An 18,394-nucleotide genomic window follows, 5' to 3' on the forward strand; every position below is an offset into this window, starting at 1 on the left:
CAAGGCCGGTCGGGGTGCGGTCGCGGCGGCAGGCTATCACCGGCGCGTCGCGGTGCAATCCGAAAGAACGGCCGAACGCGCGCGCCCCTTGCGGGCCCCGGCGATCTGACGCTCAATGCGCGCCTTCCAGGGAGGCGGCGATGAGAACCGGATCTGTGCGTCGCATGCGGACAGCCGCGCTGGCGACGACCTTCCTCTGCCTGTTCGCAGGCAGCGCCGTGGCGCAGGCGCCCGCCCCCGTGGCCAATCCGCAGCTCGCCGCGGCCCAGGCCGGTTTCGAGAACCTGCCCGAGCCGGAGCGCCGGGCGATCCAGGCCGACCTGATCTGGAGCGGGCACTTCAACGGCGCCGTCAGCGGCGGCTACGGGCCGCTCACCTTCCGTGCGATCAACGCCTTCAAGGCTGGCAAGGGCGCAGCCGACGGCCTGTTGAGCCCGCCCGAGCGGCGCAGTCTCGCCCAGGCCGCGCAGGCGGCTCGCGAGGCGGCGGGCTTCCGCGTCCTCGCGGACGAGCGCACCGGCCTGCGCATCGGTATCCCCCTAGCGGTCCTGCCGAAGCGGGACGTCTCGCCGTCGGGCAGTCGCTGGCAGAGCGCCGACGGCAAGGTGACGCTGGACACTTCGGCGACGCCCCCGGGCGAGACGCTGGAGGCCGTCTACGAGAAGGCCACCGCGCCGACGCCGAACAATCCGGGCCGGAAGATCACCTACAAGCTGCTGCGGCCGGATTTCTTCGTGGTCACCGGCGAGACGCCGACCGGGAAGTTCTACCGGAGGCTCGCCTCGGGACCGTCCGGGTTGCGGGGCTTCTCGATCGGCTACGACAAGGCGCTATCGGGTACCGTCGACAAGCTCGTGATCGCGATTGCGGCGAGCTTCGAGCCGTTCCCGACCGGCCCGCTGCTGCAGGCTCCGGCCGTGGCCTCGGCCACCGGCCCGAGCGCGGCGACGGCCATCGCTGCCACCGCGGCAGCGGCCTCGGCCACGCGACCGAGCGAGAGACATGCGAGCGGTGTCGCCGTCGGCGAGCGCGTGGTCGCGACAGCGGCTGCTGCGACCGAGGGCTGCCGTTCGCTGCGGGCCGGGGGGCGTGTCGCCCGGCTTCGCGGGGCGCCGGAGGCGGGCATCGCGCTGCTCGATATCGAGGGCGGTGCGCCTTTGTCTGCGCCGGGCTTCCGCGCCGACCCGGTGACTGAGGGCGACAGCCTCGTGCTCGTGGCCTTCGGGGAAGAGCAGGGCAAGCGCGTTGCAGTGGCCCTGCCGGGGCAGGCGGTCGCGGGCACTGCCGGGATGGCCGTTCTGGCGCCGCTCCAGCCGGGGCAGGCAGGGGCGGCGGCGTTCGACCGCCAGGGCCGCTTTGCTGGGCTCGTCACCGGCAACCCGTCGGACAAGGTCCTGATCGCCGGGATCGCCCCGCAGCGCAGCTACGCACTCGCCGGTGCGGCATCGGTTCAGGCGGCGGCGACGAAGGCCGGCGCCACGGCGCCTTCTCCGGCTCCGGCCGGACGCTCCGATCTGAGCACGGGCGCGATCGTCGAGAAGGCGGCGCCCGCCGTGCTGGCGATCGTCTGCGGGCTATAAAATTAGCACCGAAGGCAGTTGTCTCCGCTGCGACAATCGGTTCAGATGCAGCTGTCTACGCAAGAGTGCCCCGTCGATGACGAGGAGCGCTCGGTGACTAAATCGATTTAGGGAGAGACCCATTATGACGGACATCATCACCCGGCGTGGCGTGCTCGCGGGAGCCGCCGCGGCCGGAGCCGCATCGCTGATCGCAAAGCCGGCCCTGGCGCAGGCGCAGTGGCCGTCACGGCCCGTGACCCTGATCTGCCCCTGGGGCGCCGGCGGCGGCACCGACGCCACGGCCCGCATCGTGGCCCAGCTCATGGAAAAGGAGCTTGGCCAGCCCTTCAACGTGGTGAACCGCACGGGCGGTTCGGGCGTGGTCGGCCATTCGGCGATCGCGACCGCGGCGCCCGACGGCTACACGATCGGAATGCTCACGGTGGAGATCACCATGATGCATCATCAGGGCCTGACGGAGCTGAAGTCGACGAACTATGCCGCGCTCGGCCTGATGAACGAAGACCCGCCGGGTGTGCAGGTCTCGGCCTCGAGCCCCTACAAGGACATTAAGGCGCTGGCCGACGCGATCAAGGCGGCGCCTCCCGGCAAGCTCAAGGCTTCGGGCACGGGCCAGGGCGGCATCTGGCATCTGGCGCTGATCGGCTGGCTCGTCGCGATGGGCCTGAAGCCGGACCATGTCGCCTGGGTGCCGTCCAACGGCGCCGCGCCGGGCATGCAGGATCTGGCGGCGGGCGGCATCGACATCGTCACCTGCTCGGTGCCGGAGGCCCGCGCCATGATCGACGCCGGCAAGGCGAAATCGCTGGCGATCATGGCGGAAGCCCGCAACCCGCAGTTCAAGGACGTGCCGACGCTGAACGAGACGCTCGGCATCAACTACTCCGTCGGCGCCTGGCGCGGCATCGGCGGGCCGAAGGGCATCCCCGCCGACATCCAGGCGAAGATCACCGCCTCGCTGAAGAAGGCCTTCGAGTCGAAGGACTATCAGGACTTCATGAACGCGCGCGGCTTCGGCATGAAGTTCGCCGACGGCCCGGGCTTCGCCAAGTTCATGGAAGAGGGCGACAAGGCCATGGCGGCCGCCATGAAGGCCGCCGGCCTGGCCAAGGCCTGATCGGCGCACTCCTCGACGCCGGAGAGCCTCGGGCTCTCCGGCGTCTTTGCCTTTGCCTTTGCCATACTCTGGAGTTGCCGATGCAACTGTCCGATCGCCTGACCGGCGGCGCCATTGCGGCGCTTGGCTCGGTCGCCTTCTATTATGGCTCGAAGCTGCCGCCGGTACCCGGCCAGCAGGTCGGCCCTTCCGCCTTTCCGATGGTCGTCGGCGCCGGGCTCGTGCTCTGCGGGGCGCTGATCGTCTTCGGCGTCGGACGCCATTTCGAGGAGGTGGCGGAGGCCGAGGTCACCAGCCACACCGCGCCCGAACTGCTCGAGCCGCTGCCGGCCTGGCGCAACTGGCTGGCGCTGCTGCCGCCGGCACTGGTGCTGTTCTATGCGCTGGCCTCCGAGACGCTCGGCTTCCTGCCGACTGCAGCGATCATGGTCGCGGCCGCCAGCTTCGCCTTCGGTGCGAAGCCGAAGCTGGCGATCCCGCTGGCCATCATCGCGCCCTTCGTCGTCAACCTGATCTTCCTGAAGCTGCTGCGCGTGCCGCTCCCCGGCGGTCTCCTGCCTTTCCCGTGGTGACGCGATCATGACGAACACCATCATCCAGGCCTTCGGGCTCGTCTTCGCGCCCGATGTGCTGATCGCGATCTTCGCCTCGGCGATCTACGGGCTGGTCGTCGGTTCGCTGCCGGGTCTGTCGGCCACCATGGCCACCGCGCTGCTGGTGCCGGTCACCTTCTACCTCTCGCCGATCGCGGCTGTGGCGACGATCATCACCGCCTCGGCCATGGCGATCTTCTCGGGCGACATTCCCGGCTGCCTGCTGCGGATTCCCGGCACGCCGGCCTCGGCCGCCTATACCGACGAAGCCTATGCAATGACCCGCAAGGGCCAGGCCGAGACGGCGCTCGGCATCTGCCTGTGGTTCTCGGCGCTTGGCGGCATCGCCGGAACGCTCTCGCTGATGGTGCTGGCGCCGGTGCTGGCCGAATTCGCCCTGTCCTTCTCGACCTATGAGAACTTCTGGCTCGCCATGCTCGGGCTGATGTGCGCCACGCTGGTGGCGCGCTCCTCGCCGATCAAGGCGATCGCCTCGATGCTGCTCGGCCTGCTGATCACCTGCGTCGGCATCGACAATCCCGGCGGCGTTGCGCGCTTCACGCTGGGCTCGACCGACCTGCTCGGCGGCATCGAGGTCATTCCCGCGCTGGTCGGCGTCTTCGCTCTGGCCGAGGTGATGCGGGCGCTGACCGAGCGCGAGCCGCCGAAGCTCGAGCACCGGCAGCTCGGCGGCATCCTCAAGGGCCAGTGGGAGCTGACCAAGAAATATCCCAAGCAGCAGGCCCGCGGGAACATTGTCGGCATCATCATCGGTGTGCTGCCCGGCGCCGGCGCCGACATGGCGGCCTGGGTCAGCTATGCGATGGCCAAGCGCTTCTCGAAGACGCCCGAGAAGTTCGGCACAGGCCATCCGGAGGGGCTGATCGAGGCCGGCGCCAGCAACAACGCCTCGCTTGCCTCGGGCTGGGTGCCGGCGCTGCTCTTCGGCATTCCCGGCGACACGATCACCGCGATCGCGATCGGCGTGCTCTACATGAAGGGGCTCAATCCCGGCCCGACGCTGTTCACCGAGCAGGCGTCGAGCATGTATGCGCTCTACATCATCTTCATTCTCGGCAACATCATCATGATCCCGCTGGGCATCATCATGATCCGGCTGGCGAGCCGCGTCGTCGGGGCGCCGCGGTCGGCGGTGATGCCGATCATCATGGTGTTCTGTGCGGTGGGCGCCTTCGCGACGGCCGGCAACAACCTGTTCGCGGTCTATTGTGTTGCCGCCTTCGGGCTGATCGGCTTCGTGATGGAGAAGAACGGCTATCCCGTCGCGGCGATGGTGCTGGGCGTCGTCATGGGCACGATGGTCGAGCAGAACTTCGTGACCTCGCTGATCAAGTCGGACGGGTCGCTCCTGCCCTTCTTCAGCCGGCCGGTCGCGAGCGTGCTCGCCGCGATGACCTTCGCCGCGCTGCTCTGGCCGGTGTTCTCCTGGGCGACGGACAAGCTGCGCGAGCGGCGCGTCGCGGCCGCCTGAGCGGTACGGGAGGGCCGGCTCCGGCCGGCCCTCAGCGCTTCAGGAAGGCGGCGAAGGCGGCCTGGGCCTCGGCCGAGCGGAGGCGCTCTCCAAAATGGCGCGCTTCCGTCGCCAGGGTCTCGGCGACGCTTGCCGCCTGCCCGCGCTTGAGCAGCATCTTGGTCAGCGCGACCGATTGCGGCGGCAGCGCCGCCAGCGCCTTGGCCTTGTCGAGCGCAGCCTCCAGCGCCTTGCCCTCGGCAAGGACGCCGTTGAGCAGGCCGGCGTCCAGCGCCGCCTGGGGGCCGAAGCTCTCGCCCAGCATCAGCAGTTCGGCTGCTCGCTTGGAACCCGCCGCGAGCGGCAGCAGATAGCTGGACGCGCCTTCGGGGCAGAGACCGAGCGTAACGAAGGGCATGCGGAACATGGCGCCTGCGCCGGCGAAGGCGAGGTCGCAATGCAGCAGCATCGTCGTGCCGATGCCGACGGCGAACCCTTCCACGCCCGCGACGACCGGCTTCGTGGCCGTCGAGATCGCGCCGAGGAAATCCATCGCGACGCGGGCGCCGTCATCGGCGGAGGCTGCGAAATCACGGATGTCGTTGCCGCTGGTGAAGCAGCCGCCAGAGCCGGTGACCACGATGGCGCGGATGTCGGCATCGGCTTCCGCCGTGGAGAAGGCCGCGATCAGGCCGAGATAGCTGGCGCGGTCGAGCGCGTTCTTGCGCTCGGGCCGGTTCATCGTGATCTGCAGGACGCCGGGCGCCACGGTTTCGGTCAGAACGGCGCTGGTCATTCCCGGATCTCCATCCCTCAAGCCCGGCCGGGTCCCACGGATCGATGCTCCCGGGCCCGGCTCTCAACGGCAGGCTTGGCATGGCGCTTCGCCGGGGGTCAAGCGTGCGGCCTGCTTGACAAAGGGGACCTCCGCCATGTCCTCCTTCGCCCTCGACCGGCCGCGCCCCAGCGCCGGCACAGCAGGGACGCATGCCTATGGAGACCGTCCGGCTCGCCCGTCAGGGCGAGATCGCGATCGCGACGATCGACAACCCACCCGTCAACGCTCTCGGCCAGGCCCTGCGGGCTGGTCTCGCCAGCGTCATCGCGGAGGCGGCTGCCGATCCGACGGTGAGCGCCATCGTACTGGCGGCGGCGGGCCGCGCCTTCATCGCGGGGGCCGACATCAGCGAGTTCGGCAAGCCGCCGCTCGCGCCCTACCTCCCCGACCTGCTCGATGCGATCGAGGCCTGCCGCAAGCCGGTCGTCGCCGCGATCCAGGGGGCGGCGCTCGGCGGCGGCCTCGAGGTCGCGCTCGCCTGCCATGGTCGCGTCGCGGCGCCGACCGCATCGCTGGGCCTGCCAGAGGTCAAGCTGGGACTCATCCCCGGTGCGGGCGGCACGCAGCGCCTGCCGCGGCTGATCGGGGCGGCGAAGGCTTTTCCGATGATGCTCTCGGGCGAGCCCGTCAATGCCGGCAAGGCGCTGGAGCTCGGGTTGGTCGATGCGGTGACGGGCGATGATCTCGTCGCGGCCGCCGTGGCGCAGGCCCGCGCCCTCGCAGGGCGCGGCGCGCCGCTGCGTCTCAGCAAGGCCGGCGCGAAACTGACGGCCGCCGATCGCGCGGCCTTCGAGGCGCTGGCCACCGACGCGATGAAGAAGTCGGGCGATCTGCCCAACGTGGCGGCCTTGATCGAGGCCGTGCGCGGCGCCTTCGAGCTGAGCTTCGCGGAGGGGCTCGCGGTCGAGCGAGCACTCTTCCTGAAGCTCGTCGCCGATCCGCGCTCGGCTGCACTGCGCCATGTCTTCTTCGCGGAGCGCGAGATCGCCCGGGTGCCGGGCATCGGCGCCGAGGTGAAGCCGCGCCCGATCGCAAAGGCTGCCGTGATCGGCGCCGGCACGATGGGCGGCGGCATCGCCATGTGCTTCGCCAATGCCGGCATCCCGGTGACGCTGATCGAGCAGGAACAGGCGCAGATCGACAACGGCATGAACCGTGTCGCGGCGATCTACGAGATGTCAGTGACGCGCGGCTCGCTGACGCCGGAGAAACGCGACGAGCGCCTGGCCCTGATCACCCCCGCGGTCGGTCTCGCGGCCGCCGCCGAAGCCGACATCGTGATCGAGGCCGCCTTCGAGGAGATGGGCGTCAAGCAGCAGATCTTCGGCGCGCTCGACGACATCGCCAAGCCCGGCGCGATCCTCGCCAGCAACACCTCCTATCTCGACGTGCCGACGATCGCGGCGGCGACGCGCCGCCCGCAGGACGTGCTGGGGATGCATTTCTTCAGCCCGGCCAATGTGATGAAGCTGCTGGAAGTCGTACGGCCTCAGGGCGTGGCCGAGGATGCGGTGGTCACGGCGATGGCGCTGGGCCGCCGGCTCGGCAAGGTGCCGGTCGTCGTCGGCAACGGCTTCGGCTTCGTCGGCAACCGCATGCTGGAGGCGCGCACCCGCGCGACTGAGCGGTTGCTGATCGCGGGAGCGCTGCCGCATGAGGTCGATGCGGCGCTGACCGGCTTCGGCTTCAAGATGGGCCCCTGCGCCATGGCCGATCTCGCGGGCAACGACATCGGCTGGCGCTCGCGCAAGGCGCGCGGCAAGACGGCGGCTGTGGCGGATGCGATCTGCGAGGCCGGCTGGTTCGGCCAGAAGACCGGACGCGGCTATTTCCTCTATCCGGAAGGGGCCCGCAGCGGGCAGCGTGACCCGGAGGTCGAGGCGCTGATCGCGCGCATCTCGGAAGAACAGGGCGTGACGCGGCGCAGCTTCACGACTGAAGAGATACTCTCGCGCCTGCTCGACCCGATGGTGAACGAGGGCGCGCGGATCCTGGAAGAGGGCATCGCGGCGCGGCCGGGCGATATCGACGTGATCTGGCTCAACGGCTACAACTGGCCGGCCTGGCGCGGAGGGCCGATGTACTGGGCCGATACGGTCGGGCTTCATAACCTCGTGGCGCGGCTGGACAAGCTGGCGGCCGAGACCGGCGATGCGACGCTAAAACCGGCGCCGCTGTTGCGCCGGCTTGCGGACGAGGGCAAGGGCTTCGCCGACCTCAAGGCGCGATCCGCCTGAGCGGGCGGATCGACATCTCCACAGCACAAGGCAGGGAAGACAGGTTCCATGACCGAAGCCGTCATCGTTTCCACGGCGCGCACGCCGATCGGCAAGGCCCATCGCGGCGCCTTCAACCAGGTTCGCGGCGCCGACATGGCGGCGCATGCGATCCGCCATGCGCTGGAGCGCGCCGGGCTCGAGCCGGAAGCGGTCGAGGAGGTGGTGATGGGCTGCGGCTATCCGGAGGCCGCGACCGGCCTCAACGTCGCCCGCCATGCCGCGCTGGTCGCGGGCATCCCGGTCCAGTCGGCCGGCGTCACGGTCAGCCGCTTTTGCGCCTCGGGGCTGGAGGCGATCGCGCACGCGGCGCGGCGCGTGGTGATGGACGGTGTGCCGGTCGCGGTTGGCGGTGGCGTCGAGTCGATCTCGCTGGTGCAGCCGGTGACGCGGCGCGACCTCGCCATGAACGACTGGCTGCTTGCCAACAAGCCGACGATCTACACGACCATGATCGAGACCGCCGACATCGTGGCGCAGCGCTACGGTATCTCGCGCCAGGCCCAGGACGAGTTCTCGCTGGCGAGCCAGCAGCGCACGGCCGCCGCCCAGGAGCGCCGCCTGTTCGACAACGAGATCGTGCCGATGAGCGCCGTGATGGCGGTCACCGACAAGGCGACCGGCGAGGTCAGCCAGAAGCCGGTGACCTTGTCGAAGGACGAGGGCAACCGCGCCGATACCACGCTGGAGGGCCTGCTCAAGCTGAAGCCCGTGCGCGGCGAGGACCAGTTCGTCACCGCCGGCAATGCCAGCCAGCTCTCGGATGGCGCCTCGGCCAGCGTCGTGATGTCGGCGGATGAGGCGGCGCGGCGCGGTCTGTCGCCGCTCGGCATCTTCCGCGGCTTCGCCTCGGCCGGCTGCGAGCCCGATGAGATGGGCATTGGCCCGGTCTTCGCGGTGCCGCGCCTGCTGGAGCGCAACGGGCTGAGCGTGTCCGACATCGATCTCTGGGAGCTGAACGAGGCCTTCGCCTCTCAGTCGCTCTATTGCCGCGACAAGCTCGGCATCGACCCGGACAAGGTCAACGTCAATGGCGGGGCGATCGCGATCGGCCACCCCTTCGGGATGAGCGGCGCGCGCCTCGTCGGCCATGCGCTGCTGGAGGGCCGCCGGCGCAAGGCGCGCTACGCGGTGGTGACGATGTGCGTCGCGGGCGGCATGGGCTGCGCGGGTCTGTTCGAGATCAACCCGGGCTGAACCAATCCGTCCCTGCCGCGTCTAGGTGAGGGCGCGCCGCCATGGGGCGGCGCCAGGGGGGAGATCCGAATCGTGGCCTCGGGACTGTTCGCACTGCTCGACGATATCGCCGGCATCGCCAAGGTAGCGGCATCGTCGGTCGACGATGTCGTGGCGCAGGCGACCAAGGCCGGTACCAAGGCGGCCGGCATCGTCATCGACGACGCCGCGGTCACGCCGCGCTATGCGGTGGGCTTCGCCGCGGCACGCGAATTGCCGATCATCTGGAAGATCGCGCTCGGCTCGCTGAAGAACAAGCTGCTCTTCCTGCTGCCGGGCGCGCTGATCCTGGCGCTCGTCGCACCGTGGCTGATCACGCCGCTCCTGATGATGGGCGGCGTCTATCTCTGCTACGAGGGCGCCGAGAAGATCGTCGAGCTGGTCGTGCCGCATGCCGCCGCGACGCCGGAAGAGGCCGGCAAGGCTGCGCTCGATCCCAAGCTGCTCGAGGAGCAGAAGATCGCCGGTGCGATCAAGACCGACTTCATCCTCTCGGCCGAGATCATGGCGATCACGCTGTCGACCGTCTCGAGCGCCTCCTTCCAGATGCAGGCCATCGTGCTGGCGGTGGTCGGCATCGGCATCACCGTGCTGGTCTATGGCGTGGTGGCGCTGATCGTGAAGGCGGACGATGTCGGGCTTGCGCTGGCCCAGCGCCGCTTTGCGCCGGTGCGGCTTCTCGGCCGCGCGCTGGTCGTCGGCATGCCGCATTTCCTGACCGCGCTCAGCGCGGTCGGCACGGCGGCGATGCTCTGGGTCGGCGGCGGCATCATCATCCATGGGCTGGAAGAGTTCGGCATGACCGCGCTCGGCCATGCCAGCCACGACATCGCCGCCGCGGCGGGGCGGTTGTTGCCTGTCGGTGGCATCGTCGAGTGGCTGGCGGGGGCGGTGTTCTCAGCGATCTTCGGGCTGATCGTCGGCGGCCTCGCGATTGTGGTGATGCACTACGCCGTCCAGCCCGCGCTCAAGAGCGTGCGCAGCGCCTGAGCCTCAATCCAGCCAGGTGGTGAAGCCCTCGACCGGCTCGCGTTCCGCGACTAGCCCGTTCTGGGGTGCCGCCGGATCGGCATGGCCTATGGCGATGCCGCAGACGACGATTTCGCTGTCAGGGATGGCGAGTTCGCGCCGCACCACCGGGTGGAAGCGCGCGAAGATCGCCTGCGGGCAGGATTGCAGGCAATGCCCCTGCGCCGCGATCAGCAGGCTCTGCAGGAACATGCCGAGATCGATCCAGGAGCCGATTTCCAGATCGCGGTCGACCGTCAGCATCAGCGCGACGGGGGCATCGAAAAAACGCAGATTGGCGGCGCTCTGGCGCTTCATGCCGGCGACATCGCCTTTGGTGACGCCGAGCAGGCCGTAGAGATCCCAGCCGACCTTGCGGCGGCGCGACTGATAGGGCTCGCGGAAGGTCTCGGGGTAGTAGCGGTACTCCTCGGACTGGACGAAATCGGGATCGTCGAGTGCCGCCAGCAGGGCGCTCTCCAGCCGCGCCCGCGACTGCGGCCCGATCACGCGCAGTTTCCAAGGCTGCATGTTGGTGCCGCTCGGCGCACGTGACGCGACCTCGATCAGCCGGTACAGAAGGGCAGGATCGACCGACGTCGGCAGGAAGGCGCGGGTCGCGCGGCGGGAGGTGATCGCGTGCTCGACGGCTTGAGTGGGTGTCATGTGTCGTCTCACCTCGTCATGGTCGGGCTTGACCCGACCATCTCGGACTCCAGCGCGATCTCGTCTGAGAGATTCCCGGGTCGCCGCGCTGCGGCGCCCGGGAATGACGGTTGTCTCAGCCCGCTTTCCGCGTTTCGACAAACGCCGCGTGTTCCTCGACCAGCCCACCAGCCAGCGCCTTGGCGACCAAAGCACGGGTGTTGGCGAGGCCGTAGATCGCGGCGAAGGAGCCGAAGCGCGGTCCCTGATCCTCGCCGAAGAAGACCTGGTAGATCGCCTTCCACCACTCGCCAGAGACGCCTGGCCGCTCGGGCGTGGCGTTCTTGGCGGTGAGGTTCTGGTAGCGCGGGATGGCGCGGGCGACGTCGAGCGCCGTGTCCTGCACCATCTCGGCGGTGGCGTCGGCCGGCAGGGCGGCGAGCGCGGCGTCGAGTGCGGTAAAGGCCGCCACCTCGGTCTCGTCGGCGAGACGGTAGTTCTTCGCCGGCTTCACGAAGTCGCGGAAATAGGCGATCGCATAGCCGACCAGCGCGTCGAGCCGCGGATGGGTCTGCGGCGAGATGCCCGGCGCATAGCGCTGGAGGAAGCCCCAGAGCACGGCCTTGTCCTCGGAATTGGCGACGGCGACGAGGTTCATCAGCAGGCCGAAGGTGATCTGCGCCCGCGAGACGTTGTCGCCTTCTCCGGTCGCGATGATCTCCGGCTGCGGCGGCTCGCCATGGTGGAGATGCCAGACCGGGTTGCCGAGGCGGTTCTTCCAGTCCTGGCGCTCATAGCCGCCGAGGAACTGCAGGTATTCGTCGACTGCACGCGGAATGACGTCGAAATGCAGCTTCTTGGCCTCGCGCGGGCGCTGGAACATGTAGAGCGCCAGGCTCTCCTGCGGGCCGTACTCGAGCCATTGCTCGATGGTCAGGCCGTTGCCCTTCGACTTCGAGATCTTCTGGCCCTGCTCGTCGAGGAAGAGCTCGTAGTTGAAGCCCTCGGGCGGCGTGCCGTCGAGCGCACGTGCGATCTGCGAGGACACCTTGACCGAGTCGATCAGGTCCTTGCCCGCCATCTCGTAGTCGATGCCGAGCGCGACCCAGCGCATCGCCCAGTCCGGCTTCCACTGCAGCTTGACCTGGCCGCCGGTGACGGGCGTGACGAAGCGCTCGCCCGTGGTGGGATCGGTCCAGGCAATGGTTCCGGCCTCGACGTCGCGCGCCTCGATCGGCACCTGCATGACGACACGCGTCACCGGGTGGATTGGCAGGAAGGGCGAATAGGTCGCCGCCCGCTCCTCGCGCAGCGTCGGCAGCATGATCTTCATGATTGCGTCGTAGCGCGCCAGCATCTTCAGCAGCGTCGCGTCGAACTCGCCGGCGCGGTAGCTGTCGGTCGACGACTTGAACTCGTAGTCGAAGCCGAACTGGTCGAGGAAGGCGCGCAAACGGGCATTGTTGTGCCGGCCGAACGAGTCATGCGTGCCGAAGGGGTCGGGCACCTCGGTCAGCGGCTTGCCGAGATTGGCAGCGAGCAACGCCTTGTTGGGGACGTTGTCGGGCACCTTGCGCAGCCCGTCCATGTCGTCGGAGAAGGCGATCAGGCGCGTCGGGATGGCGCCATCGGTCAGCACCTCGAAGGCATGGCGCACCATCGAGGTGCGGGCGACCTCGCCGAAGGTGCCGATATGGGGCAGGCCCGAGGGGCCGTAGCCGGTCTCGAAGATGACCTCCTTCTTGCCCGATTTCTCGATCCGCGCGACCAGCTTGCGAGCTTCCTCGAACGGCCAGGCGGCCGAACGCTGGGCGGCGTCCACAAGGGCGGGGTCGAAAACCGGCATTTGGGGTGGTGTCCTCTCCAGATCCTGCAAAAAATGCGGAGGACGGGCTTTCGCAGATTGCGAAGGGCGGCGTCAATGACGGGATGCGTCGAGAGCGGTTGTGGAACCGCGTAGCGGGTATAGGTTGCTCGGCCTTGAGCCTTGAGAGGACGACCGCCTTGGATCCCGATCTGCACGCCGAACTCACCGCGTGGCGACGCCATCTCCACGCCCATCCGGAACTCGGCCGCGAGGAGAAGGAGACGAGCGCCTTCGTCCAGGCGAAGCTGACGGCTCTCGGCGTGCCCTTCACCGCCGGCATCGGTGGCCATGGCGTGGTGGCGACGCTGAGGCGCGGCGGCTCGGAGCGGTCGGTCGGCCTGCGCGCCGACATGGACGCGCTGCCGATCCTCGAGGCGAACGACCTGCCCTACAACTCCACGCGGCCGCACGTCATGCATGCCTGCGGCCATGACGGCCACACCACGGCGCTGCTCGGCGCGGCCGCCCTGCTGGCCCGCGACGAGGGCTGGAGCGGCACGGTGCAGTTCGTCTTCCAGCCGGCCGAGGAGGGCGCCGGCGGCGCCCAGGCGATGCTCGCCGACGGCGTGATCGAGCGCTTCCCGATGGAGCGCATCTTCGCCCTGCACAACTGGCCGGGGCTAGAGGCGGGCACCATCGCGGTGCATCGCGGGCCGGTGATGTCCGAGCCCGGCCGGTTCAGGATCACGCTCAACGGCACGGCCGGGCATGCGGCGCTGCCGGAGACGACGCGCGACCCGATCGTCGCCATGGGGCATCTGATCGTCGCGCTGCAGACGATCGTTTCGCGCAATATCGATCCGATGGAGTCGGCTGTCGTCTCGATCGGTCAGGTGCATGGCGGCTCGGCCTCGAACCAGATCCCAACCAGCGTCTTCATCGAGGGCACTTTCCGCACCTTCGTGCCAGCGGTGCGCGATCGCCTGCTCGGGCGCATCAACGCGATCGCGCAGAACATCGCCGCGACCTTCGAGATGCAGGCCGAGGTCGAGATGATGCATGGGGCCGCCACGATCAACACGGCGCCGGAGGAGGAGATCGCCGCGGCGGCCGCGCAGGCGGCCGGGGTGGGTTTGCGGCGTGATCTCAAGCCCAGCTCCACCGGTGAGGACTTCGCCTATTTCCTGCAGCGGTTGCCCGGCGCCTATGTCTGGATCGGCAACGGGCCGGTGCGCGCCGGCGGCGAACTGCACAACGACCGCTACGATTTCAACGACGCGATCCTGCCGGCTGCGTCCGGCTGGCTGGCGGCGGTGGCGAAGCAGGCGCTGAGCGCGAACGCGCCGGCAGCGAAGGCCTGAGATCGCGCGTCATGCTCGGGCGCAGACCCGAGCATCTCTGGCCGGACGCATCTCCTGCAAGAGATTCTCGGGTCTGCGCTGCGCTCCGCCCGAGAATGACGCAGTGGCTCAGAACGGGCTTACCGGGAAGAACCGCAGATAAAGCCGCGCATAGGTGCCGTCGTCCCAGAGCGATTGGAGCGCGTAGTCGAGGGAGCGTTTGAGCGGCGCCTCGTCCTTGCGCAGGAGGAAGGCGACGCCCTCGCCGAAGTAGCGGCTTTCGAGGAAGGGCCCGCCGGTGAAGGCGAGTTCGCCGCCGCCGCTGCCAGCGAGCAGCAACGAGAGCGCTACGCCGTCGCCGAAGACGAATTCGGCGTCGCCGCTGCGCAGGGCCGTGACGGCGGCTGCGAGGCTTGCCGCTTCGCGGCGCTGGACGAAGGGCAGCAGCCGCTCGAGATAGGCCTGATGCGCCGTGCCGGCGACGACGGCGACGCGCTTGCCCTGCAGCGAGCGCGTGTCGAGTTCGGCCTGGGCGTTGCCGCGGGTGGTGGCGAAGCGGGCCGAGCCGCGGAAATAGAGATGGCTGGCCGCAAAGCGGGCGCGGATCGGCGGTGTCAGGTTCACCGCCGCCGCCAGCACGTCGCCGCGGCCCTCGGCGAGCGAATCCAGCAGCGTATCGAAACGGCGGGCCTGCACCGTGCAGGTCCAGCCGAGCTTCTCGCAGGCGGCGCGTGCCAGTTCGACGGAGAAGCCGGTCAGGCCGCCATCGGGCCCCGCGAAATGCAGCGGCGGGTACTCGTCGTCGGTCAGGAAGCGGATGACGCGGGGCGGGCCGGGCTCGGGCCGGTCGAGCCGGATGCGCGGATCCCAGAAGTTCGGCACGGTGACGCGCGACTGTGCCAGCACGGCCTGCGGGGCGAGCGTCAGCAGGGCCAGCGTGAGGAGGACTGCGCGGATCATGCGCGCATCTGGCGCGAGGGGGCGGGCGGGATCAAGAGGGCTGCGTTTCGACCGTTCTCCCAGCCGTCATGCTCGGGCTTGACCCGAGCATCTCTTGCCGGAGATTCTCGGGTCTTCGCTTCGCTGCGCCCGAGAATGACGGCCACGCTGTCAGGCTGTTACCCTGCCAGCGCCGCCACCGTCGCCTTCGCGCCCTTGTCGAACAGTGCCGCAAGATGCCGCTCGACGGCCTGGGTGAACCGCGGCTCGCGCGGGAGGTCGGCGCCGAAGATCGCCTCGATGCCGAACAGTGACCGGCTGAGCGCCGTGGCATTGTGGCCGGCCGCCTTGGCTTTCTCCGCGAAGGTCGCCGCGAGCGGGTCGCGGACATCGATTGTCACGCCCTTTTCGTCGGTGCCGGCAACGTAGCGCATCCAGGCGGCGACGCCGAGCGCGAGATGATCGATCGGGGCGTCCTGCTTCAGGCGGTCGCGGATGGTGCCTAACAGACGCTGCGGCAGCTTCTGGGAGCCGTCCATGGCGATCTGCCAGGTGCGATGGCGGATCGCGGGATTGCGGAAGCGGGCGAGCAGCGCCTGCGCATAGTCCCCGAGGACGACGCCCTGAGGCGCGGGAACGGTCGGGATGATCTCGGCCCAGAGCCCTTCGAGGAAGCGAGCGAAGACCGGGTCGCCGCTGGCCTCCGAGACCGTCTCGTGCCCCGCGAGATAGCCGAGATAGGCGAGCGAGGAATGCGCGCCGTTGAGCATGCGCAGCTTCATGAATTCGAAGGGCGCGACCTCGGAGACCATCTGGGCGCCGACGCGCTCCCAGGCCGGGCGGCCGGCGGCGAAGACGTCCTGGATCGCCCATTGCCGGAAGGGCTCGCCGATCACGGGCGCGGCATCCTCCAGCCCGATCAGGCCCGCGACCTCGGCGATATCGGCTTCGGTCGTGGCCGGCACGATGCGGTCGACCATCGTGGCCGGGAAGGCGCCGTTGGCTTCGGTCCACTGGGCGAGCCCGTCGTCGGAGAGCGCCGCGAAGTCGCGCACGAGGCCGCGCAGCACCCCGCCATTATGGGGAAGGTTGTCGCAGCTCAGTGCTGTGAAGGGGCCGAGTCCGGCGGCCCGGCGCGCCTTCAGGGCAGCGACGATCAGGCCCACCGCCGAGCGGGGGCTGAGCGGGTTGGCGAGGTCGTGGACAATGTCGGGGTGGTCGGCTTTCAGCCGGCCGGTGGCGGGGTCGTGGCAATAGCCCTTTTCGGTGACCGTCAGTGAGACGATCCGCGTGTCCGAGGAGGCCATGCGGGCGATCAGCGCGGCGGGGTTTTCCGGCGCGACGAGCACTTCACCGACGCAGCCGATGATCCGCAGCTCCGGCCCGGCCGGGGCGCGCTTGAGCAGGGTGTAGAGCCCGTCCTGAGGGCCCAGACGGTCGCGCTGGTCGGGCCGCTGCAGGCTCGCGCCGGTGACGCCCCAGGCGCCGAACTCCAGCTCCAGCGCGTCTTCGGTGTATTCGCAGAGATGGGCCCGGGCGAAGGCGCCCAAGCCCAGATGGACGATTCCGGCTGTCAGCCGCGCACGATCATAGGCGGGGCGGCGGACCGTGGCGGGCAGGGCGGAGAGGGTGTTCGTCGTCAGTCGCGTCAACGGAATACGCCCGGCAGCCAGAGGGAGAAGGCCGGGACATAGGTGATCAGCAAGAGCACGGCAACGCTGGCGCCGTAGAACGGCCAGATCGTCTTCATGGATTCGCTGATCGAGACCTTGCCGATGGCGCAGGCGACGAACTGCACGGAGCCCACAGGCGGCGTGTTCAGCCCGATGCCGGCGTTGAGGATCAGGATGACACCAAAATGCACGGGGTCGACGCCGATCGCCTTGACGACGGGCAGGAAGATCGGCGTGCAGATGATGATCATCGGCGCCATGTCCATGAAGGTGCCGAGCACCAGCAGGATGACGTTGATCATCAGCAGGATCACCAGCGGGTTGTCGGAGATCGACTGCATCAGCGCGATCGTCGCCTTCGGCACTTCGAGGAAGGCCATCAGCCAGCCGAAGGAGCTTGCGGCACCGATGATCAGCAGCACCATGGCGGTGGTGCGGACAGCGCCGAGCGTGGCGTGGGTGAAGCCCTTCAGGTCGAGCCCGCGATAGACGAAGATCGTCACCAGAAGCGCATAGATCACCGCGACGCAGGAGGATTCGGTCGCGGTGAAGACGCCCGAGCGGACGCCGCCGAAGATGATGCCGATCAGCAGCAGGCCCGGCGTCGCGGCGATGAAGAGACGTGCGACGGTCAGGAAACCCGGGAAGATATCCGCCGGATAGCCACGGTTCACGGCCACGGCCCAGGCGGCGACCATCAGGGCGAGGCACAGCATCAGGCCGGGCAGGACGCCGGCGGTGAAGAGATCGGCGATCGAGATCGTGCCGCCTGCGGCCAGCGAATAGATGATCATGTTGTGCGAGGGCGGGATCAGCAGCGCAATGATCGCGGCGTTCGCAGTGACGTTGACGGCATAGTCGGGCGCATAGCCGCGCTTGACCATCTGCGGGATCATGATGCCGCCCACGGCCGAGGCATCGGCCACGGCCGAGCCCGAGATGCCGCCGAAGAGCGTGCAGGTAATGACGTTGACCTGGCCCAGCCCGCCGCGCAGATGCCCGACCAGTGAGGAGGCGAACTGGATCAGCCGGTCGGCGATGCCGCCGCGGATCATCAGATCGCCGGAATAGATGAAGAACGGGATCGCCAGCATGGCGAAGGCGTTCATGCCGGTCGACATCTGCTGGAAGATCACGACCGGCGGGATGCCGATATAGAGCACCGTCGCCATCGAGGAGAGCCCGAGGCAGAAGGCGACCGGCACGCCCATCAGCAGGAGCGCGGCGAAGGAGGTGAAGAGGATCGTGATCGCCATGGCTCAGGCCTCCCCGCCGAGGCCGTTGGCGTTGAGCGGCATCGGTTCGAGCTTTTCACCGGTCAGGAACAGCAGCAGCTTCTCGATCGAGAACAGCGCGATCAGCGCGCCACCGCCGATGATCGGGACATAGTCCCAGCCCTTGGAGATGCCGATCATCGGCAGGCGATCGCTCCAGACCTTGGCGGCGAGCTCGGTGCCGTACCAGACCATGGCGAAGGCGAAGAGCGTCACCAGCACCTCATTGGCGATGATGAGCGCCGATTTCGCGGGCCCGCGCAGATAATGCAGGCCGACATCGAAGCCCATATGGTCGAGCTCGCGCACGCCGACGGAGCCGCCGAGCAGGATGAACCAGAGCATCAGGAACAGCGAGGCCGGCTCGCCCCAGGTCGGTGTCGCGTTCAGGATGTAGCGGCCGAAGACCGTCCAGGCGACGATCGCGGTCATGGCGATCAGGCCCAAGCCCGCCGCCAGCAGCGCGACCAGACTGATGCGCGAATTGATGCGCGTGAGCATCCGGGCAAATCCGGTCATGGGGCGGTCCTGGGGTTCGGGCTGGACATGAAAAACGGGCGGCGGAGGAATCCGCCGCCCGTCGGGCCTAGCGTG

15 protein-coding genes are annotated in these 18,394 nt (G+C 68.9%); 8 read left to right on the plus strand and 7 right to left on the minus strand.

The window, feature by feature from the left end; genetic code table 11:
* The first annotated feature begins 164 nt into the window (after positions 1-164).
* From ABIE41_RS07755 to ABIE41_RS07770, 4 genes are all read left to right on the plus strand, one after another.
* Complete coding sequence (locus tag ABIE41_RS07755) at positions 165-1,580, plus strand: serine protease (RefSeq protein ID WP_192644189.1); 1,416 nt, start codon at positions 165-167, stop codon at positions 1,578-1,580.
* A gap of 124 nt (positions 1,581-1,704) precedes the next feature.
* Entirely contained in the window at positions 1,705-2,700 is a 996-nt protein-coding gene (locus ABIE41_RS07760) for a tripartite tricarboxylate transporter substrate binding protein (protein WP_192644188.1), read from the plus strand.
* Between the two features lie 80 nt (positions 2,701-2,780).
* Complete coding sequence (locus tag ABIE41_RS07765; RefSeq protein WP_192644187.1) at positions 2,781-3,272, plus strand: tripartite tricarboxylate transporter TctB family protein; 492 nt, start codon at positions 2,781-2,783, stop codon at positions 3,270-3,272.
* Positions 3,273-3,279: 7 nt separating this feature from the next.
* Entirely contained in the window at positions 3,280-4,785 is a 1,506-nt protein-coding gene (locus ABIE41_RS07770; RefSeq protein WP_192644186.1) for a tripartite tricarboxylate transporter permease, read from the plus strand.
* A 31-nt stretch (positions 4,786-4,816) separates the two neighbouring features.
* Here the strand turns inward: ABIE41_RS07770 and ABIE41_RS07775 are convergent, their stop codons facing one another.
* Positions 4,817-5,560: an enoyl-CoA hydratase-related protein gene (locus tag ABIE41_RS07775; RefSeq protein WP_192644185.1), complete on the minus strand. Its 744-nt coding sequence runs from the start codon at positions 5,558-5,560 to the stop codon at positions 4,817-4,819.
* A 191-nt stretch (positions 5,561-5,751) separates the two neighbouring features.
* Here ABIE41_RS07775 and ABIE41_RS07780 point away from each other — a divergent pair, with 191 nt between their 5' ends.
* The 3 genes from ABIE41_RS07780 (at position 5,752) to ABIE41_RS07790 (ending at position 10,104) form a co-directional block, all read left to right on the plus strand.
* Positions 5,752-7,839: a 3-hydroxyacyl-CoA dehydrogenase NAD-binding domain-containing protein gene (locus ABIE41_RS07780; RefSeq protein WP_465247083.1), complete on the plus strand. Its 2,088-nt coding sequence runs from the start codon at positions 5,752-5,754 to the stop codon at positions 7,837-7,839.
* A 48-nt stretch (positions 7,840-7,887) separates the two neighbouring features.
* Complete coding sequence (locus ABIE41_RS07785) at positions 7,888-9,075, plus strand: acetyl-CoA C-acyltransferase (protein ID WP_192644184.1); 1,188 nt, start codon at positions 7,888-7,890, stop codon at positions 9,073-9,075.
* 72 nt (positions 9,076-9,147) lie between these two features.
* Positions 9,148-10,104, plus strand: coding sequence for a DUF808 domain-containing protein (locus tag ABIE41_RS07790; protein WP_192644183.1), 957 nt, complete (start codon positions 9,148-9,150; stop codon positions 10,102-10,104).
* A 3-nt stretch (positions 10,105-10,107) separates the two neighbouring features.
* Here the strand turns inward: ABIE41_RS07790 and ABIE41_RS07795 are convergent, their stop codons facing one another.
* Positions 10,108-10,788, minus strand: a complete 681-nt coding sequence (locus tag ABIE41_RS07795) for a nitroreductase (RefSeq protein WP_192644182.1) — start codon at positions 10,786-10,788, stop codon at positions 10,108-10,110.
* A gap of 115 nt (positions 10,789-10,903) precedes the next feature.
* Positions 10,904-12,613 carry a lysine--tRNA ligase gene (locus ABIE41_RS07800; RefSeq protein WP_192644181.1) on the minus strand — a complete coding sequence of 570 codons (1,710 nt, stop codon included), beginning with the start codon at positions 12,611-12,613 and terminating at the stop codon, positions 10,904-10,906.
* 158 nt (positions 12,614-12,771) lie between these two features.
* On the opposite strand from ABIE41_RS07800, the gene ABIE41_RS07805 reads away from it, so the two are divergent.
* On the plus strand, positions 12,772-13,935 hold the full coding sequence (locus ABIE41_RS07805; RefSeq protein ID WP_192644180.1) for an amidohydrolase: 1,164 nt from the start codon (positions 12,772-12,774) through the stop codon (positions 13,933-13,935).
* Positions 13,936-14,043: 108 nt separating this feature from the next.
* On the opposite strand, the gene ABIE41_RS07810 is transcribed toward ABIE41_RS07805, so the two are convergent.
* From ABIE41_RS07810 to ABIE41_RS07825, 4 genes are all read right to left on the minus strand, one after another.
* Positions 14,044-14,874 carry a transporter substrate-binding domain-containing protein gene (locus tag ABIE41_RS07810; protein WP_192644179.1) on the minus strand — a complete coding sequence of 277 codons (831 nt, stop codon included), beginning with the start codon at positions 14,872-14,874 and terminating at the stop codon, positions 14,044-14,046.
* A 158-nt stretch (positions 14,875-15,032) separates the two neighbouring features.
* Entirely contained in the window at positions 15,033-16,505 is a 1,473-nt protein-coding gene (locus tag ABIE41_RS07815; RefSeq protein ID WP_192644178.1) for a mannitol dehydrogenase family protein, read from the minus strand.
* Complete coding sequence (locus tag ABIE41_RS07820) at positions 16,502-17,782, minus strand: TRAP transporter large permease (protein ID WP_192644177.1); 1,281 nt, start codon at positions 17,780-17,782, stop codon at positions 16,502-16,504. Before ABIE41_RS07820 ends, ABIE41_RS07815 begins: the two co-directional genes overlap by 4 nt.
* A gap of 3 nt (positions 17,783-17,785) precedes the next feature.
* A complete protein-coding gene (locus ABIE41_RS07825) occupies positions 17,786-18,319 on the minus strand; it encodes a TRAP transporter small permease (RefSeq protein ID WP_192644176.1) in 534 nt (177 codons plus the stop codon).
* Positions 18,320-18,394: the final 75 nt, after the last annotated feature.

It is taken from the genome of Bosea sp. OAE506, from assembly GCF_040546595.1.
Taxonomy (GTDB): Bacteria; Pseudomonadota; Alphaproteobacteria; order Rhizobiales; family Beijerinckiaceae; genus Allobosea.

Excerpts from the sequence above, each read along its gene's own strand:
- ABIE41_RS07755 (WP_192644189.1), top strand. The coding sequence starts at position 165 with ATGCGGACAGCCGCGCTGGCGACGACCTTCCTCTGCCTGTTCGCAGGC.
- ABIE41_RS07760 (WP_192644188.1), top strand. The coding sequence starts at position 1,705 with ATGACGGACATCATCACCCGGCGTGGCGTGCTCGCGGGAGCCGCCGCG.
- ABIE41_RS07765 (WP_192644187.1), top strand. The coding sequence starts at position 2,781 with ATGCAACTGTCCGATCGCCTGACCGGCGGCGCCATTGCGGCGCTTGGC.
- ABIE41_RS07770 (WP_192644186.1), top strand. The coding sequence starts at position 3,280 with ATGACGAACACCATCATCCAGGCCTTCGGGCTCGTCTTCGCGCCCGAT.
- ABIE41_RS07775 (WP_192644185.1), bottom strand. The coding sequence starts at position 5,560 with ATGACCAGCGCCGTTCTGACCGAAACCGTGGCGCCCGGCGTCCTGCAG.
- ABIE41_RS07780 (WP_465247083.1), top strand. The coding sequence starts at position 5,752 with ATGCCTATGGAGACCGTCCGGCTCGCCCGTCAGGGCGAGATCGCGATC.
- ABIE41_RS07785 (WP_192644184.1), top strand. The coding sequence starts at position 7,888 with ATGACCGAAGCCGTCATCGTTTCCACGGCGCGCACGCCGATCGGCAAG.
- ABIE41_RS07795 (WP_192644182.1), bottom strand. The coding sequence starts at position 10,788 with ATGACACCCACTCAAGCCGTCGAGCACGCGATCACCTCCCGCCGCGCG.
- ABIE41_RS07800 (WP_192644181.1), bottom strand. The coding sequence starts at position 12,613 with ATGCCGGTTTTCGACCCCGCCCTTGTGGACGCCGCCCAGCGTTCGGCC.
- ABIE41_RS07810 (WP_192644179.1), bottom strand. The coding sequence starts at position 14,874 with ATGATCCGCGCAGTCCTCCTCACGCTGGCCCTGCTGACGCTCGCCCCG.
- ABIE41_RS07820 (WP_192644177.1), bottom strand. The coding sequence starts at position 17,782 with ATGGCGATCACGATCCTCTTCACCTCCTTCGCCGCGCTCCTGCTGATG.
- ABIE41_RS07825 (WP_192644176.1), bottom strand. The coding sequence starts at position 18,319 with ATGACCGGATTTGCCCGGATGCTCACGCGCATCAATTCGCGCATCAGT.